The organism is Catenulispora pinisilvae, from assembly GCF_015356865.1.
Taxonomy (GTDB): Bacteria; Actinomycetota; Actinomycetes; order Streptomycetales; family Catenulisporaceae; genus Catenulispora; species Catenulispora pinisilvae.
This window is the reverse complement of sequence record NZ_JAAFZA010000114.1, coordinates 1-17,187: the sequence shown is the minus strand read 5'-3', so window position 1 is coordinate 17,187 and position 17,187 is coordinate 1. Positions and strand designations below refer to the sequence as shown.

Annotated in this window: 14 protein-coding genes and 1 pseudogene; 9 read left to right on the top strand and 6 right to left on the bottom strand. The window is 69.1% G+C overall.

Annotation, left to right across the window (positions count from 1 at the left end; all coding sequences use genetic code 11):
• Window positions 1-9 precede the first annotated feature (9 nt).
• Window positions 10-2,829 carry an ATP-binding cassette domain-containing protein gene (locus IZR01_RS27710; protein ID WP_194925557.1) on the top strand — a complete coding sequence of 940 codons (2,820 nt, stop codon included), beginning with the start codon at window positions 10-12 and terminating at the stop codon, window positions 2,827-2,829.
• Window positions 2,830-2,979: 150 nt separating this feature from the next.
• Here IZR01_RS27710 and IZR01_RS27705 read toward each other — a convergent pair whose 3' ends face one another.
• Window positions 2,980-3,468 (bottom strand): ATP-binding protein, encoded by a 489-nt coding sequence (locus tag IZR01_RS27705; RefSeq protein ID WP_194892286.1) that lies wholly within the window; start codon window positions 3,466-3,468, stop codon window positions 2,980-2,982.
• 146 nt (window positions 3,469-3,614) lie between these two features.
• On the opposite strand from IZR01_RS27705, the gene IZR01_RS27700 reads away from it, so the two are divergent.
• Complete coding sequence (locus IZR01_RS27700) at window positions 3,615-4,088, top strand: nuclear transport factor 2 family protein (protein WP_194892285.1); 474 nt, start codon at window positions 3,615-3,617, stop codon at window positions 4,086-4,088.
• Between the two features lie 71 nt (window positions 4,089-4,159).
• On the opposite strand, the gene IZR01_RS27695 is transcribed toward IZR01_RS27700, so the two are convergent.
• Window positions 4,160-5,230 carry a DUF475 domain-containing protein gene (locus IZR01_RS27695; RefSeq protein ID WP_194925556.1) on the bottom strand — a complete coding sequence of 357 codons (1,071 nt, stop codon included), beginning with the start codon at window positions 5,228-5,230 and terminating at the stop codon, window positions 4,160-4,162.
• Between the two features lie 530 nt (window positions 5,231-5,760).
• On the opposite strand from IZR01_RS27695, the gene IZR01_RS27690 reads away from it, so the two are divergent.
• The 5 genes from IZR01_RS27690 (at window position 5,761) to IZR01_RS27670 (ending at window position 11,405) form a co-directional block, all read left to right on the top strand.
• Window positions 5,761-6,621 (top strand): carbohydrate ABC transporter permease, encoded by an 861-nt coding sequence (locus IZR01_RS27690; protein ID WP_194925555.1) that lies wholly within the window; start codon window positions 5,761-5,763, stop codon window positions 6,619-6,621.
• Complete coding sequence (locus IZR01_RS27685; RefSeq protein WP_194925554.1) at window positions 6,618-7,448, top strand: carbohydrate ABC transporter permease; 831 nt, start codon at window positions 6,618-6,620, stop codon at window positions 7,446-7,448. The genes IZR01_RS27690 and IZR01_RS27685 overlap by 4 nt, the downstream gene beginning before the upstream one ends.
• Window positions 7,449-7,521: 73 nt before the next feature.
• The gene (locus IZR01_RS27680) at window positions 7,522-8,940 is read left to right on the top strand and encodes an ABC transporter substrate-binding protein (RefSeq protein WP_194925553.1); all 1,419 of its coding nucleotides are present in this window, start codon (window positions 7,522-7,524) and stop codon (window positions 8,938-8,940) included.
• Window positions 8,941-9,066: 126 nt separating this feature from the next.
• The gene (locus IZR01_RS27675; RefSeq protein ID WP_194892281.1) at window positions 9,067-10,221 is read left to right on the top strand and encodes a cytochrome c oxidase assembly protein; all 1,155 of its coding nucleotides are present in this window, start codon (window positions 9,067-9,069) and stop codon (window positions 10,219-10,221) included.
• Between the two features lie 158 nt (window positions 10,222-10,379).
• Complete coding sequence (locus tag IZR01_RS27670; protein ID WP_194925552.1) at window positions 10,380-11,405, top strand: Ig-like domain repeat protein; 1,026 nt, start codon at window positions 10,380-10,382, stop codon at window positions 11,403-11,405.
• A 25-nt stretch (window positions 11,406-11,430) separates the two neighbouring features.
• Here IZR01_RS27670 and IZR01_RS27665 read toward each other — a convergent pair whose 3' ends face one another.
• Together IZR01_RS27665 and IZR01_RS27660 are read right to left on the bottom strand one after the other, a co-directional pair.
• Entirely contained in the window at window positions 11,431-12,171 is a 741-nt protein-coding gene (locus IZR01_RS27665) for an MBL fold metallo-hydrolase (RefSeq protein WP_194925551.1), read from the bottom strand.
• A gap of 15 nt (window positions 12,172-12,186) precedes the next feature.
• Window positions 12,187-12,519, bottom strand: a complete 333-nt coding sequence (locus tag IZR01_RS27660; protein ID WP_194892278.1) for a YnfA family protein — start codon at window positions 12,517-12,519, stop codon at window positions 12,187-12,189.
• A gap of 293 nt (window positions 12,520-12,812) precedes the next feature.
• Here IZR01_RS27660 and IZR01_RS27655 point away from each other — a divergent pair, with 293 nt between their 5' ends.
• Window positions 12,813-14,537 carry a YibE/F family protein gene (locus IZR01_RS27655; protein WP_194925550.1) on the top strand — a complete coding sequence of 575 codons (1,725 nt, stop codon included), beginning with the start codon at window positions 12,813-12,815 and terminating at the stop codon, window positions 14,535-14,537.
• Window positions 14,538-14,797: 260 nt separating this feature from the next.
• On the opposite strand, the gene IZR01_RS27650 is transcribed toward IZR01_RS27655, so the two are convergent.
• Window positions 14,798-16,234, bottom strand: coding sequence for a GuaB1 family IMP dehydrogenase-related protein (locus IZR01_RS27650; protein WP_194925549.1), 1,437 nt, complete (start codon window positions 16,232-16,234; stop codon window positions 14,798-14,800).
• A 92-nt stretch (window positions 16,235-16,326) separates the two neighbouring features.
• Window positions 16,327-16,650 carry a L,D-transpeptidase gene (locus IZR01_RS27645; protein ID WP_267254895.1) on the bottom strand — a complete coding sequence of 108 codons (324 nt, stop codon included), beginning with the start codon at window positions 16,648-16,650 and terminating at the stop codon, window positions 16,327-16,329.
• Between IZR01_RS27645 and IZR01_RS27640 the strand changes: the two are divergent.
• Window positions 16,649-17,187, top strand: a pseudogene (locus tag IZR01_RS27640) (hypothetical protein); the annotation flags it as partial. The gene IZR01_RS27645 and the pseudogene IZR01_RS27640 sit on opposite strands and share 2 nt — an antisense overlap.

Sequence of the window (17,187 nt, the reverse complement as noted above, 5' to 3'; positions counted from 1 at the left end):
GATGGCCCCGTGTCCCAGCAACCGGAACAGGCCGCACCGCTGACCCTCCAGATCCTTCCCGACGGGAACGAGCGGGTCTTCGACGGAACCCGGCGGGTCGTCATCGGCCGCGACCCCAACCAGGCGGACGTGATCGTCGCCGAGCCCCGGGCGTCCCGGGTCCACGCCACGCTCTACCTACAGGGCGGCGTCTGGGTCCTCGAGGACTCCTCCAGCCAGGGCACGTTCGTCCAGAACACCCGCCTGACACAGCCGATGACACTGCCCGGCCCGGTCGTGGTGCGGCTCGGACACCCGGTGGACGGCCAGGAGGTGCGGCTGGTCCCCGGTGCGCAGCGGCCCAACCTGCCGCCGCCCGGGTATCAGCAGGGCGGGCAGCGGCCTCCGCAGTCCGGACCCGGGGCTCAGGGCGGTCCGGCGTCGCAAGCCGGTCCGGCGTCGCAAGCCGGTCCAGCACCGCAAGCCGGTCCCTCGCATCAGCAAGGACATCCGGGGCAGCCCTATCAGGGACAGCAGGGCCACCCCGGACCGCAAGGACAGCAGGGATCACAGGGACAGCACACCCGGCCGATGCAGGCGGTCGCCGGCGCTCCGACCGGTGCTCCTATGGGCGCGGCCATGGGCGCTCCTATAGGTACACCGACAGGTACTCCCGCCGCGGGCCCAGGAGGCGGCGCTCCTATAGGCGGGCCCGGAAGTACCCCCGGGCGGAGCGTCCCTACGCAGCAGCAGCCATGGGCGCAGCAGCCCGGCGCGGTCCCGCAGGCCGTTCCATACGTTCCCCAGCAGAGCCCCGCGCAGCAGCCGCAGCAGCCCCGCCTGGGCGAGTACACCGGCGTCTACCAGACCTCGAACACGCTGCGAATAGGCCGCGACGCGACCAACGACATCGTGCTGCACGACCTACAGGCCTCCCGCTTCCACGCCGAGCTGGTGTTCCGCGGCGGCCGATTCGAGATCGTGGACAAGGGCAGCCACAACGGCACCTACCTGGACGGCATACGCGTCAACAAGGCCGAGGTGCGCGAGGGGGCGATCATCGCGATCGCCCGGCACCTGCTCCGCTTCCACAACGGAGTGCTCCAGGAGTTCGTCGACACCGGCGGCATCACCTTCTCCGCCGCGAACCTCGGTGTGCTGGCCGGACCTAAGGTCCTGCTGGACAACGTGAGCTTCGCCCTGGAGGGCGGCGACTTCCTGGCAGTGCTCGGCCCGACCGGCGCCGGCAAGTCCACGCTGATGAAGGCCCTCACGGGGAACCGCCCAGCAGACCGCGGCGCGGTCTTCTATAACGGACGCGATCTATACGCGAACTACGCAGAGCTCCGTAACCGCGTCGGCTACGTCCCGCAGGACGACATCCTGCACCCGCAGCTGAAGGTCCGCGACGCCCTGCGCTACGCCGCGCAGCTCCGCTTCCCGCCGGACGTCCCGGCCGCCGAGCGCAACCACCGCGTCGAGGAGGTCATGGCCGAACTCGGTCTTGTCGAGCGCGCGGACCTGGCCGTGGAGAAACTGTCCGGCGGCCAGCGCAAGCGCACCTCGGTCGCGATCGAGCTGTTGACCCGGCCCAGCCTGCTGATCCTGGACGAGCCGACCTCCGGCCTGGACCCGGGCTATGAGAAGTCGGTGATGGACCTGCTGCGCAAGCTCGCCGACGGCGGCCGCACGGTCATCACCGTGACCCACAGCATCCAGAGCCTGGACCGCTGCGACCGCATCCTGTTCCTGGCGCCCGGCGGGCAGACCGCGTTCTTCGGCCCGCCGCCGGAGACCCTGCAATTCTTCAGCAGGAGCACCTACGCGGAGGTCTTCCAGGACCTGGACCGCGCCGCGCCCGGCTTCGCGCAGAACGCCTTCGCCGGCTCCCCGGCCGACCAGCAGTACGTCCAGGCCCCGCTCGGCGCGCAGCTGAACAAGGTCAACGGCCAGGCCAACGCGCAGCAGGCCGCGACGTCGGCGGCGAACCCGCACTGGGGCCACCAGCTGAACACCCTGTTCAAGCGGTTCAGCTCGGTGGTGTGGGCCGACAAGCGCAACACCATGATGCTGTTCATGCAGGCGCCGATCCTGGGCCTGCTGATGCTCGCGGTGCTGGGCTCCAACGACCTGTCCACGAGCGACCCGGTCGCCGCCCGCAAGGCCGGCTCGGTGCTGCTGGCGCTGGTACTCGGCGCGACCTACCTCGGCGCCTCCAACTCGATCCGCGAGATCGTGAAGGAGAGACCGATCCTCACCCGGGAAAGAGCGATCGGGCTGTCACCATCGGCCTATGTGCTGTCCAAGGTGATCCTGCTGGGCCTGCTGACCGTCGCGCAGGCCGCGGTCCTGGTGTTCCTCGGCATCGTCCGCCAGGGCGGGCCCGGCAACGGCTCCGTGATCTCCTCCGGCCAGTTGGAGCTGTTCGTCGACGTGGCGGCCGCCGGCCTGGCCGCGATGGCGCTGGGTCTGCTGATCTCGGCGTTCGTCTCGAACGGCGACAAGGCGCTGACCATCTTGCCGGTCATCCTGTTCGCCGAGTTCCTGTTCACCGGTTCCGCGTTCCCCGTCAACAAGACCCCGGGTCTGGCCCAGGCCAGCTACCTGGCTTCGGCCAAGTGGGGCTACTCGGCCGCCGCCTCCACCGCGAACGCCGACATCCTGCTGGGGACCGGCTGCAACGACACGTTGCCGCGCGGGCCGCTGCCGGGTGCCAAGTGTGACTCGACGCAGGCGCACAAGTCCGGTACCTGGTACGGCGACATGGCCGCCCTCGGCGCGCTGACCGTGGTGTGCATCGGCGGGGCGTGGGTGGCGATCCGACCGGTGGGCCAGCCGAAACGGAAGTAGGGCAAGTAGAACAAGCAGTACAAGCAGCGCAAGGCTGTAGCGCTATATAGAGCTATAGGGCTATAGAGCGCTGTTAGACAAAAGGTGCGCGTTCCGGTCTTCCGGGACGCGCACCATACGTTTGTCTGGCGATCGCTGGACGATCCTCCGCTACGCGGCGCCGACCGTACTGTCCAACGCCCAATAGCTGACCGCCCGCAAAGGCAGCTCTACCCGCACCGTCTTCCCGCCACCGTCCGGATCCGCCGGCACCTCGGTCCGCCCGCCGGCCTCCGCGGTCAGGTCGCGCACCAACTGAAGTCCCCAGCCGCCGCTGTCGTCGGGGTGCGGGCTCAGCAGGGCCTTGGGCCGGTGCGGGTGGCGATCGTGGACGGCCACCGTCAGGCAGCCGTACTCCATCGCCAGCGTCACCTCCGCCTGGCGGCACAGCAACGCCGCGTGCTTGGCGGTGTTGGTGACCAGCTCGCTGATGATCACGACGGCTGAGTCCACCATCGGCTCGTCCAGATCCAGGCCCCAGTCGACGAAGACCTCGCGGGCCACCCGGCGCGCCGCCGCGGCGCCCTCGGATTTCGTGGGCACCGCGAAGGTGATCCGGTAGCCGCTCTTCGGCTCCCGCCCGACCCCGAGCACTTCCATCACCTCACACGTAGTGGCGCGCTACGTTCCGTTTCGGAACGGCTCCCCCGCCGTCGGTACAGTTGCCCTGCTGTCCGTGCCTTGGCAGTCATGCCCCATGCACGGCAGATTCACTCCTGCGAATGCACGTTCATTTGGAGGCACTCTTGAACAGCGAGCGCGCTGTAGCCGACCGGTTCGCTCTCGACGACCTGCTCACGGCTTATGCGGTGGCGATCGATACCGACCAGGTGACGGAGCTCACACGGCTGGCCACCGCGGACGCCGTCTTCGACTACCAATCCAGCGGCGGTCCCCGCGGCTCTGTAGCGGACGCCCAGCAGTGGCTGGAGAAGTCGCTACAGATGGTTCCGGTACGAGCGCACCTCATAGTGAACCGCCGCTTCGACATCCACGGGGACACAGCCGTGGCCGAGGCACACTTCTTCAACCCGATGTCGGTACGGATACCGGGCCAGAAGGGCGACATGTGGAACCCCGGCGGGGGCTACTACTCGGTGAACTTCCGGCGGACTGACAAGGGCTGGCGGATCTCAGAGCTCGTCATGCTCCAGACGTGGCGGGTCGCCGTCGCGGTGCACACGGCGGGAAAGGCGGGCGACGGGCACCACGCGTCCTGAGGGGGCCGGGTTCGCGGCGGGCGGCTCGACGTCGGGGACGGCGTCGGCACGCGCGCCGCGCGGCTGCTCCGTCAGGGTTTCAACGCGCGGTGTTCGGCGCCCGCCTCGTTTTCCCCCCGCGCCCTCACCACCGAGTGGATGAACGCCGCGACGATCATGGACGTGCCGGCCAGCGAGGCCAACCAGTCCGGGACGTCGGGGCCGATCTCCACCAACAACAGGACGGCGAGTACGCCGATCGAGTAGTAGGCGCCGTGTTCGAGGTAGACGTACCGGTCCAGCGCCTTCTTGCGGACCAGGAACACCGTGAGGCTGCGGACGTAGGCGGCGCCGATGCCCAGGCCGATGGAGAACAGCGCGACGTCGACGGTGACCGAGAAACCGCCCATGACGCTGTCGAAGGAGAAGGTCGCGTCCAGGACTTCCAGGTAGACGAACAGCATCAGCGCCTGCCGGCCCTGGGGCGGCTTCGCGTCCGCGTTCTCCGCCAGCACCTCGCTGCGGTCCGCCGCGGCCTCGGACAGCCGTTTGATGGCGAAGTACGTCACCAGCCCGGTGACGCCGGCCACCGGGACCCCGACCGGATGATCGGTGGCGAACGTTCTGGCGGCGATCAGCAGAAACAGCACGACGCCGACAACCTGGAACGCCTCCAGCGCCAGCGGCTTGAACCGCTCGCCGAGCGCGGCCAGCCGCCGCTCGAAGAACGGCAGCCAGATCTGGTCGTGCCCGCTGAGGAAGAAGTCCATGAAGATCATCAGCAGGAACACGCCGCCGAACGCCGCGATCAGCGGCTGCACGCTGAGGATCTCGTGCGCGTAGCCGTTGGGGTCGTTGATGGACCGGCTCATTACGTGCAGCGGATCCTGTTGGGTGACCGCTACCAGCACCAGCATCGGGATGATCAACCGCATCCCGAACACCGCGATCAGCACGCCGACGGTGAGGAAGATCCGTTGCCAGCGCTCGTCGAATCTGCGCAGCACGGTCGCGTTCACCACGGCGTTGTCGAAGGACAGCGCCACCTCCAGCACGGCCAACATCGCCACGACGGTCGCCGATTCGACGCCGCCGAGCCATAAGGCGAGCGCCAGGCCCAGGAGTGTCGCGCCGTAGGCGACACCGAAGTCCCGTCCGCGCATGTCACGGCCCTTTCTGCCAAGCACGCAGCCGTCCGGGAACGCCGGAAGAACCGACCGCGCCGTCGTGATCGGGCGCCACGTGACGCGCACCCACCGTCTGTACTTAGGATGCCCTACTCAGACTTCGAATACACGACAGGGGTCCAGGAAAGAGGCTCTTGTTCGGCTGCCGCACCACCACTGGTCGACGACCCGCACGCCAGCCTATCCGGAAGATCCCTAAACGGCCTCCGGCAAGTTCTGAGCATGATGAGACGCCCCCCGAAGGGGTTCATCCGCGTGCTCTGGGGAACTTGTCGCCTGGGGTACTCCCCTTCGCCACCGTTCGTTCGACAGACGCCGCCACGCTGATCAGCGGAACGAGGCTCCGCGCGCTGTCAAGCAACGGGCTCTTGATTCAAGCACTTGATCAAAGGGGTGGGGTTTTGACCGCGTTGGACGGGGCGTCGCATGACGCTGACGCGACACTGGCGGTGGCAAGGGGTGGCGGCGTAAGGCGTCGATCCGCTCTGCTGTCGCGCGATCACGGGTTGGCCTGGCTGTTCCTCCTGCCGTCGCTGGCGATATTCGCGATCTTCATTCTCTATCCACTCGTGCAGTCCTTCGTGCTGAGCACCCACGGCAGCGACATCTTCGGGAACTCGTCGCGCTTCGTCGGGCTCAAGCACTTCCGGGAGATGTTCTCGGACTCAGGGTTCTACAAGGTCCTCGGGACCACGGCCATGTTCACGGTGATGACCGTGATCCCCGGAGTCCTGGGCGCGCTGGCGTTGGTGCTGCTGATGGAGTCGCGGATCCGGGGGATCCGGATCTTCCGCAGCGCTTTCGCCCTGCCCTTCGCGTTCTCCGCGGCCAGCGCCTCGGTCATCTTCGCGGTGATCTACAACCCGGCGGTCGGCATCGCCAACGGGATGCTCGCGCACTTCGGGACCAAACCGGTGGGCTGGCTGACCGACCCCAAGTGGGTGCTGCTGTCAGTGGTGGTCGTGCAGGTGTGGATGACGCTCGGTTACAACGTGCTCGTCCTGTCGGCCGGAGTGGCGGCGATCCCCGGCGACATCATCGAGGCCGCGCGGCTGGACGGGGCGACCGGCTGGCGGCTGCACCGCTCGGTGGTGATGCCGCTGCTGTCGCCGCAACTGTTCTTCCTCACAGTGGTGTCGACCATCAACTCGCTACAGGCGTTCGCCTCCATCCGGATCCTCGCGCCCGAGGGCGGCCCCGGCGGCAAGGCCATGACGCTGGTGTACGCGATCTACAACAAGGGCTTCGAGAACGGGAACAGCGACCTGGGCACGGCCAGCGCCTACGCCATCGTCCTGCTGTTCATCGTGCTGGTACTCACCGCGATCCAGTTCGGGGTGCTGGAGCGGAAGGTGTTCTACCGGTGAGCGCGCTCGTGAAGGACCGCATAGCGAAGGTCCTGGTCTACCTGGTCCTCATCATCGCGGCGCTCGCGGTGGTGTTCCCGGTCTACTACGCGCTGGCCGGCAGCATCATGCCGACCCGCGACCTGATCAAGGCACCGCCGGCGCTGGTCCCCTCCGGGATCCACCCCGGGAACTTCGCGGACGTGTTCCACGCGATCCCGTTGGGCCGCCAGTATCTGAACAGCGTGGTCGTCGCCGGGATCATCACGGTGGCCCAGGTGCTGACGTCCCTGCTGGCCGCCTACGCGTTCGTCTTCCTGCCGATGAAGTGGCGCAAGGCCGTGTTCGGGCTCTTCCTGGCGACGCTGATGATCCCCTGGGAGGCGATCATCATCCCGAACTACAAGACGATCTCGAACGCGCACCTGGCGAACACCTACTTCGCGTTGGTGCTGCCGTTCCTGGCCTCCGCGTTCGGGACCTTCATGCTGCGGCAGTCGTTCCTACAGTTCCCGATGGAACTGCGGGACGCGGCCAAGATCGACGGCTCGGGACACCTGCGGTTCCTGTGGCGGGTCGTCGTGCCGGTGTCGCGGCCGACCATCGCCGCGATCGCCGTGTACTCGTTCCTGTCCGCCTGGAACCAGTACTTCTGGCCGCTGCTGGTGACCGACGACCCCAAGATGCAGACGCTGCAACTGGGGATGTCGCAGCTGAACAACTCCGAGTCCGCGGACCCGCGGCTGATCCTGGCCGGCGTCGCCTGCTCGGTGCTGCCCACGTTGCTGCTGGTGGTGTTCGGGCAGAAGTTCATCGTCAAGGGCCTGACCAGCGGGGCCGTCAAGTAGCACGCATGCCGATCACCGTCCGCATCCACTTCCACTTCCACCTCCACATCCACGTTCACAGGGGAGAAACTCAATGAGGAGAACACTCCGCGCGCGCTCGCTGCGCGTGGCGGCCGGACTGCTGGCCGCCGGAGTCGCTTTGTCGGCCTGTAGTTCGTCGTCGTCCAAGGGCGGTTCGTCGTCCGGCGGCGTCCCGGGCGCCGACGCGCTGACAAACGCCAAGGGCGTGGTGAACCTGACCTTCTGGCACAGCATGCAGGGCACCAACCAGACGGCGGTCACCGCGATCGTCAACGCCTTCAACACCAAGTACCAGGGCAAGATCCACGTCACGGACAGCTTCCAGGGGAGCTACGACGACGCGATCGCCAAGTACAAGACGGCGGTCTCCAGCCACTCCACGCCCTCGATCATGCAGATCTACGACGTCGGCACCCGGTTCATGGTGGACTCCAAGCAGACCGTGCCGATCGCGGACCTCGCCGCCAAGGACGGCTACTCGCTGTCCGATCTGCAGCCGAACATCTCCAACTACTTCACCGTCGGCGGCAAGCTGCAATCGATGCCGTTCAACTCCTCGGCGCCGCTGCTGTACATCAACGCCGAGGCCTTCAAGAAGGCCGGGCTGGACCCGGCGAATCCGCCGAAGACCCTCGCGGACCTGGCAGACGACGCCAAGAAGCTGACGGTCAAGGACTCCAGCGGCAAGACCACGCAGTACGGCTTCGGCGCCGCCGACTACGGCTGGTTCGTCGAGCAGCTCGCCGCCGAGTCCGGCGCGCTGTACTGCGACAACGGCAACGGCCGCACCGCCGCGGCGACCAAGCTGAACGTCACCTCGGGCGCGGCGCTCACCTACACCAACTGGTGGTCCGACCTGGTCAAGGGCGGCTACGCGCTGAACACCGGCCGGCCGACCCCGGACGCCCAGGCGGCGTTCAAGGCCGGCAAGGTCGCGATGAACCTGGAGTCCACCGGCGTGCTCGGCGGCTACGTCGACGCCGGCGCCAAGTCCGCCTCGCCGTTCACCGTGGCCACCGCGCCGTTCCCGAAGATCTCGGCCTCCGACAGCGGCGGCCCGGTCGTCGGCGGCGCGTCGCTGTGGATCGACCGGGTCGGGCACTCCGACGCCGAGGTCCGCGCGTCCTGGGAGTTCGCCAAGTTCGCGGCCTCGGCGCAGCAGCAGGCCGGCTGGCATGAGGCGACCGGCTACTTCCCGGTCAGCATCTCGGCGCTCCAGGACCCGACGGACGTCGCCTATCGCAAGGCGCACCCGCAGTTCCAGACCGCGATCGACGAGTTGCAGGCCACCCAGCCGACGCCGGCCACCGCCGGCTGCCTGCTCGGCGTGATGCCGCAGGCCCGGGCCGATCTGGAGCAGGCGATGCTGAACGTGGCGACCACCAGCACCTCGGCCGACTCCGCGCTGTCCGACGCCTCCTCGAAGATCTCCAAGTTGATCAGCGACTACAACTCGGCGGTCAGCGGCTGACCTCCGCCCCGCCCGCGAACCGCCGGAAGCGCAGTCATAAAATGGCTGCGCTTCCCGTCCTTTTCGGGGCGGAACCACCACGCACGACGACTTGAGCAGGGGCCTGTACCCATGGTGACGCGAGCCTTGACGGCGGTTCCACTGCCCGCTCCACTGACCGGGGCCCGGCTGGGCTCGGCGTGGCGGGTGAACCCGACCGTCGGGGTGATACTGCTCGTCCTGGCCGTGCTCTATGTCAGCGGCACGCTGGTGGCGCGGCGAAGGGGCGAGCGCTGGCCGGTGTACCGGACGATCGTCTTCCTGATCGGCCTGGCGGTGTTCGCCTGGACGACGATGTCCTTCCTGGGCGTCTACCAGCAGGTGATGTTCTGGCCGCGCGCGGTGCAGATCATCATGCTGCTCATGGTGGCACCGCTCTTCCTGGCGCTCGCGATGCCGGTGCGGCTGATGATCGAGGGCGGCCCGCGCTGGCTGGCCGCGGCGGTGCGATGGGCGCTGGCGACGCGGGTCGCGGCGCTGGTGACGTTCCCGGCCGTGGTGTCGATCATGTTCCTGGTGACGCCGTTCACCGTCTACTTCTCGCCGATCTACGAGGACACCCTGCGGTCGCGCGGCGCGGCGTGGGTGCTGAGCTTCGTGTTGTCCGGGCTCGGGTTCTTCTATTACTGGACCCGCCTGCGCCTGGACCCGGTGCCGAAGGAGTACCCGCACCTGGTGTCGGTGTGGATCACGTTCGCGGAGGCCATCGCGGACGGGGCGCTGGGCCTGACGCTGATGTTCGGGCACCACCTGATCGCCGGGGACTGGTACACCGCGCTGAACAAGCCGTGGGGGCCGACGCCCAAGCAGGACCAGGTGTGGGGCGGCGGGGCGCTGTGGCTCATCGGGGACCTGGCCGGGGTGCCGTTCCTCGGGGCGTTGTGGCGGCGGATGTTCGATGAGGACCGGGACAAGGCCGCTCAGGTGGACGCGGAGCTGGACGCCATGGAGGCGGCCGGGGAGATCGTCTACGGCACGGCTTCGACCGCTGTCGGTGCTCCGGGTGCTGCCGACGTTGTCGGTTCTGCTGCCGCCATCGGTTCCGCCGCCGCCGGTTCTGCCGCCGCCGTCGAGGGTGATGAGACGGTTGCCGTAGACGCGTCTACGCCGGTGTCTATTTCTCATACTTCTGCGGCCACGGTCGGCGCGGGCGGCTCCGGCGAAGCCGCGAAGCGGACCCGCCCCTGGTGGGAGACCGATCCGGTGCTCGGGCGACGGTACGGATTCATCGAGGAAGAGTGACCGGCCGGGGTCATCGTCACCCATTTGGCCTCGTACGATCACCGCAGGTTGATCTCAGTATGATGATGGATGTCCCTTTTGTGGATGTCCGGGAGAGTTGTTCTCACCACCGGTAACCGCGCCGATGGTCACCGATCACCTCGATCTGGAGGACAACCATGTTTCGCACGACTCAGATGACGTCCCGGACCCGCCGCTGCTCGGGGGCGGTGGTCGCGGCCGCGGCCGCCGCGCTGGTGCTGGCGCCGGGGGTGGCGTTCGCCGCCGGGCAGCCGGCGGGGCCGGAGACCGGGCACACTGCCGGCACCGGGCAGGCCGCGAGCCACAAGGGTGGGCACGCGACCGGGCACACCGGCGCTGGGCACTCCGGCACTGGACGCTCTGGCACTGGGCACTCCGACACTGGACGCTCTGGCACTGGGCACTCCGACACTGGACGCTCTGGCACTGGGCACTCTGGCGCCAGCCGCTCCGGCACGGCCGGGAGCACGGCCTCCGGGCACACCGGCTCCGGCCGCTCGACCTCTCACGCCACCGGGCACGCCGGTAGCAGCCATTCCGGTTCGGGCGGGCACGCTGGCGCCGGCCACGCGGGCACGGCCGGGCACACGTCTTCCGGCCGCGCCGGCACCGGCCGCTCGACCTCTCACACCACTGGCTCTCACAGCGCCGGTTCTCACACCACTGGTTCTCACGCCGCCGGGCACAGCAGCGCCGGTCGCTCCGGCTCGACCGGTCATACCCGCGCCGGCCACTCGACCGGCACCGGTCGGGCTGCGGCGCCCGGTGGCGGTGCCGACACTGGCACCGCGGCCGGCTCGGCATCCGGCGCGAGCGTGCCGAGCTCGTCCAGCGACAACCCGCAGAACACCAGCCCGAAGTCCTCCTCCCCGGACCAGACCGCGACGGTCACCAAGCTGGCAGCGTCGAACGCCGAGGACGGCGCCGTGATCATGTCCGCCCGGGTGTCGACGGCACACCGGGCCCCCGGTGCCTCCGCGCCGACCGGCACCGTGGTGTTCTCCGTCGACGGGGCCTCGTCCGAGCCGATCCCGCTGTCCGGCGGCCGGGCCATGGTGAAGGCCGAGTTGGGCCCGGGCGAGCACACCGCCTCCGCGGCCTACAGCGGAGACGCCGAGCACGCTCCGAGTGATTCCGGTCCGGTGAGCGTGACGGCGGGATGAGTGGGAGGTACGCCAACCGGCTCGTCTACGCCTCGAAGGACAGCCCGCCGGTGGCGACCAGGGTAGGGCCGTCGTACTCCCCGGCCGCCGCGTCGAGGTACCGCCCCGGTTCCGAGCCCGCCCACAGATGTGTCAGCACCAACCTGCCCACACCCGCTTCCACAGCCTGCCGTGCCACCTGCCGGGCGGTCGACAGATAGGGGGCGTCGTCGGCGGCCATCACCTCCGGATACGTGGCCTCCGCGACGAGCGCGTCCGCGCCCCGCGCCAACTCGACTAGCGCGGGGTCCGGACCGCCGTCCCCGGTGTAGACGACGGAACGGCCGCCGGCCGTGGCCCGGACCGCCGCGTTGGGCACCCAGTGCGGCAGTAGGGCGGTCCGCAGGTCGAAGGGCCCGACGGGGAAGTCCGCCCCCGGCTCGAAGTCGTGCCGGTCCAGCGCCGCGTCGAGCATGCCCGGCCGGTCCAGCGCCAACACAGCGTCCAAGGCGTGGTGCGGTGCGTAGACCGGCAGTGGGTCGGGGTCCGCCCCGCCCAGGGCCCGGGCCCGAAGCAGAGGATTGAGATCCACGCAGTGATCCGGATGCCCGTGCGTGATGTAGACGGCGTCCAACCGCTCCGCGGGCATCAGGTCCAGCAGCCGCGGCAGGACCCCGTAGCCCGCATCGACCAGAAGGGAGAACCCCTCGTGTTGTAAGAGGAACCCGCTACACGCCTCAGTGTTCGTCGGCCACGCCCCGCTGCCGCCCAGTACCGTCACCCGCATGCGTCGATGATGCCCTCACTTGCGCGGCGCGTACATGATGACCCCCATGCCCACCAGGCAGATCGCCGCGCCGATGAGGTCGAAGCGATCCGGCCGGTAGCCGTCGGCCACCCAGGCCCACAGTAAGGAGCCCGCCACGAACACCCCGCCGTAGGCGGCCAGCACCCGACCGAAGTCGCTGGAGGGTTGCAACGTCGCGATGAACCCGTACAGCGCCAGGCTCACCGCACCGCACGCCGTCCAGCCCCAGCCGCGATGCTCCCGCACGCCCTGCCAGATCAGCCACGCCCCGCCGATCTCCAGAACCGCCGCAACCACGAACAGTGCGATGGACCGCGCGACCGTCACTGCACCCGACCTCCCGGCTCCAGCGCTCCCGAGTGGGACCGCGACCGCGCGCCAGCTTAAGGCGTCACACGCCGCGACGCGTGCTCGTACTATTTGATATCAGTACAAATCTCGATGACTCAGACCGATTCCAGGTGCGCCCCGACCAACATCGACAGCGGTCAAAAGTCCGCAAAGATGTTCACTCCACAGCGTCCTTCTAACCTTCAGCCGCTATGGTGTGGCGGCAGCCCGGACCCACCACCAGCGGGCCTCGGAGCGCCGTCCCCGCACCACCGACCCACGGAGAGCCGATGGCCGTGACCAGCCGACGATCGAGGTCCGCGCAGGACGACGGCGGCGGGAGCGGGTCCGGTCGCGGACACTCCCACGGGCACTCGCACGGCCACGGGCCGGCGACCCCCGCCTCGCCCCGGCTGCGGACCCTGATCACCGCGTTGCTGCTGCCGGTGGCCGCCGCGGCGGTGGCCGGGCTGGTGCTGCTGTGGCCGGCGGCGGCGAAGAACCCGATCCCGCCGCAGGTGTGGGTGAACGGCACGGTGACGGCGTCGAAACTGGTCCAGGCCGGGTCGATCGACGGCAGCACGCCGCCGGCCGGCGGCACCACGTCGCCGACCGGGCAGGACACCACCGAGAACCAGTTGACGATCCAGATCACCAGCGGCCCGTCCAAGGGCTCGACCGCCTCCGTGACCGTGGGGGTGGACCCCACCACGCCCAAGTACTCGGTCGGCGACGGCCTGGTCCTCACCTACGACAAGAACCAGCCGGCGGACGGCCAGTACAACATCAAGGACTTCCAGCGCGGCCCGCCGCTGATGAGCCTGGCGATCGCGTTCGCGCTGTTCGTCCTGGTGGTCGGCCGCTGGCGTGGGGCCGGAGCGATCGCGGCGCTGGCCGTGTCGTTCACGGTGCTGGTCAAGTTCACGCTGCCGGCGATCGTCGGCGGCGAGAACTCGATCGAGGTGGCGGCGGTCACCGCCGGCGTCATCCTGTTCGCCGCGCTGTACGCGACGCACGGGGTATCCGTACGAACATCCGTGGCCGTATTAGGCACGGCGGTCAGCCTGGTGCTGATCGGCGCGCTCGGCGAGCTCGGCACCAAACTGGCCCACCTGTCAGGGCTCGGCGACGACAACGCCGCGACCGTCGCGGGCTACTTCCACAAAGTCGACATCCAAGGCCTCCTGCTGGCCGGCATCATCATCGGCGCACTAGGAGTGCTGAACGACGTCACCGCCACGCAGGTGTCCTCGGTCTGGGAACTGAAGGCCGCCGACCCGTCGCTGGGCGCCACCGACCTGTTCCGCGCCGGAATGCGCATCGGCCGGGACCACATCGGCTCGACCGTCAACACCCTGGTCTTGGCCTATGCCGGTGGCAGCCTGCCACTGTTCGTGCTGCTGACCACGTCCAGCCAGGGCTGGACCGGCGCGGCCGGCTCCGAGGTGGTGGCCGAGGATATCGTCCGCACCCTGGTCGGCTCGATCGGCCTGGCCGCGGCGGTACCGGTGACCACGGCCCTGGCTGCGTACTTCGCCGCGAGCGAGGGCGGCGCCAAGACCGGCTCGGAACGCTCGCGCCTGTCCTCCACGGACCTGCGCGAGCGCCGGGGCCGCCGCAGCGTCATCGACAGCCTCAAGGACGACGACGTACTCACCGACAGCACGACGACCATCACGCGACCGAGCCGACCCGGCGGGGGCGCCGCGGGCCGCCCCGCGCCGGTCCCGCGGATGCCGGAGAGCCGACGGAGCGGCGAGTGGAACGTGGACGGCACGCGGGTCGGGAACGGCAGCGGTCCGCACCGCACGCCGCGGCCTGCGCCTTTCCCGGCAACGGCTCCGGCACCCGCGCCGCAGCCGCAACAACCACAACCGCAGCCACAACCACAACCACAAGCGCAGCCGCAGCCTGTGGCAGATCCTTATGGTCAGAGCCCTTATGGGAGTGACCCATACGGCAGCGATCCCTATGGCGGGCAACAGCAGAGCCCGCCGCCGTACTACGGGCGATAACGAACTACCGCTGACGGCCACAGCTGACAGCGAAGAGGCGCGTATGGGAGCCCATACGCGCCTCACGCTCTAGATGTACTGACCGCCGAGCTGATATGCGGCCAAGCCGGCAGCGCTCTTCGGATCAACCGCAGCCTCGGGACGCGCCTGGCCGCTATGGAGCGCTACCAGCTGCTGTGCAGCGGCTTCCCCTCCGCGAACCCGGCAGCGCTCTACGCATCAACCACAGTGCTCGCTACGCGCCTGGCGGCCTTAGGGCGCTACCAGCTGCTGTGCAGCGGCTTCCCCTCCGCGAACCCGGCAGCGCTCTGCACGCCCACCACTGCCCGCTCGTGGAACTGCTCCAAGTCCTTGGCTCCGGCGTAGGTAGCCGAGCTGCGCACTCCGGCCGTGATGGCGTCGATGAGGTCCTCGACGCCGGGGCGGTCGCGGTCCAGGTACATGCGGGAGCTGGAGATGCCCTCCTCGAACAGGGCCTTGCGGGCGCGGTCGAAGGCGGAGTCGTCGGCGGTGCGCAGCCGGACCGCGCGTGCGGAGGCCATGCCGAAGTTCTCCTTGTAGAGCCTTCCGTCCCCGTCGCGGACGGCGTCGCCCGGGGATTCGTAGGTGCCGGCGAACCAGGAGCCGATCATTACGTTCGACGCGCCGGCGGCTAGGGCCAGGGCTACGTCGCGGGGGTGGCGGACGCCGCCGTCGGCCCAGACGTGCTTGCCTAGGCGGCGGGCTTCGGCGGCGCATTCGTAGACGGCCGAGAACTGCGGGCGGCCGACGCCGGTCATCATGCGGGTGGTGCACATTGCGCCGGGGCCTACGCCGACCTTGACGATGTCCGCGCCGGCCTCGATGAGGTCGCGGGTGCCTTCCGGGGACACCACGTTGCCGGCCACGAGGGGCACGCCCGGGTTGAGGGCGCGGACCGCGGCCAGGGCCTCGAACATCTTCTCCTGGTGGCCGTGCGCGGTGTCGATGACCAGTACGTCGGCGCCGGCTGAGAGCAGTTCCTTGGCCCGGGCCGCGACGTCGCCGTTGATGCCGATCGCGGCGGCGACTCGGAGCCGGCCCTGGTCGTCGAGCGCCGGCTTGTACAGCGCCGAGCGCAGGGCGCCCCTGCGGGTCCACAGGCCTTTGAGGCGGCCGTCGGAGTCCACGACGGGGGCCAGCCGGTGCTTGCCGTCCAGGGCGTCGAAGGCCGCGTGGGGGGTGGTGCCGTCCGGGATGGTCAGCAGGTCGCGGGACATGATGTCGCCGACGTTGGTGAACCGGTCCGTGCCGGCGCAGTCGGCCTCGGTGACGATCCCGACCGGGAGCCCGTCGGTGGAAACCACGACCAGCGCCCCGTGGGCCCGCTTGGGCAGCAGCGCCAGCGCCTCGCCGATGGTGCTGGTCGGCGCGAGCGTGACCGGGGTGTCGTAGACCGGGCTGCGGTCCTTGACCCAGCCGATGACCTCGGAGACCACGTCGAGCGGGATGTCCTGGGGGATGACCGCGAGCCCGCCGCGGCGGGCGATGGTCTCGGCCATCCGGCGGCCGGCCACGGCGGTCATGTTGGCCACGACCAGCGGGATCGTGGTCCCGGTCGCGTCGTGGGAACTGAGGTCCACGGCCAGTCGGGAACCGACTTGGGAACGCGCTGGGACCATGAAGACGTCGTCGTACGTCAGGTCGTACGGCGGGGAGTAATCGTTGAGGAAACGCACGTAGTAAGACTGTATCAAAACGGTCAGGGGCGCCTCCCCACGTGGTGACCGGGGTCACCGGGAGACGCCCGCGGGCTCAGTACACCACCGGCTCAGTACACCACCACGGTGTCCCCGACCCGGGTGTCCGCGAACAGCCGCTCGACGGCGGCCCGGTCGCGGACGTTCACGCAGCCGTGCGAGCGGTGCGCGTAGCCGTAGGTCGCGAAGTCGATCGAGAAGTGCACCGCCTCACCGCCGCTGAAGAACATCGCGTCCGGCATCGACGTGTGGTAGATCGTCGAGATGCAGTGCTCCATCTTCATGTAGATGTCGAACTTGCCCTTGCGCGTCGGGTTGTTCTCGTCGCCGAAGCGCACGTCCATCCCGTACTGCGGCTTGCCGTCGACCACCCACAGCAGCGTGTCCGTGCTCATGTCGATGCAGACCACCCGGCCGGTCATACACCGCGGGTCCAGAGCGCCGGGCTTGTTGCTGCCTAGCGGTACGCCGGCCAGCCAGCCGGAGCCGCTGCCGTGCTGGACCGGCGGCTTGGGCGTGGTGACCGGCGTCGAGGGCTTCGTGGTCGGGTGCGTCAACGGCTTCGAGGTGGACGACGGGGCGCTCGGCGAAGAGCTGGACCGCGCGTCCGAGGACGTCGAGGTAGAGGTAGAGGCGGTCGAGGTAGAACTCGCCGAACTGCTGGTCCCCGCCGACGTCGGAGTCGGTGTCGGTGTCGGTATCGGTGTCGGCACGGTCGACGAAGAGGTCGTCGAAGACGTGCCGGCCCCGGCAGCCGCCTGCTGCACGCTGTCTGTAGTAGAGCTCTTGCTCCCGCCCGAACCCGTCGAGCACCCTGTCATGCCGATCGCCACCGCGCCCGCCACAGCGAGCAACGCGCCGGCCTCGTCCCGCCCTCCTGACTCGGCATCGAGTTGGTGGTTGGACCCGGGTTCGGCTGCGGGTTGCAGAAG

Bases quoted from the DNA above. Each gene is read 5' to 3' on its own strand.
- IZR01_RS27695 (WP_194925556.1), bottom strand. From the start codon at position 5,230: ATGCGCGGACGGGACTTCGGTGTCGCCTACGGCGCGACACTCCTGGGC.
- IZR01_RS27705 (WP_194892286.1), bottom strand. From the start codon at position 3,468: ATGGAAGTGCTCGGGGTCGGGCGGGAGCCGAAGAGCGGCTACCGGATC.
- IZR01_RS27670 (WP_194925552.1), top strand. From the start codon at position 10,380: ATGTTTCGCACGACTCAGATGACGTCCCGGACCCGCCGCTGCTCGGGG.
- IZR01_RS27680 (WP_194925553.1), top strand. From the start codon at position 7,522: ATGAGGAGAACACTCCGCGCGCGCTCGCTGCGCGTGGCGGCCGGACTG.
- IZR01_RS27665 (WP_194925551.1), bottom strand. From the start codon at position 12,171: ATGCGGGTGACGGTACTGGGCGGCAGCGGGGCGTGGCCGACGAACACT.
- IZR01_RS27655 (WP_194925550.1), top strand. From the start codon at position 12,813: ATGGCCGTGACCAGCCGACGATCGAGGTCCGCGCAGGACGACGGCGGC.
- IZR01_RS27645 (WP_267254895.1), bottom strand. From the start codon at position 16,650: ATGAGCACGGACACGCTGCTGTGGGTGGTCGACGGCAAGCCGCAGTAC.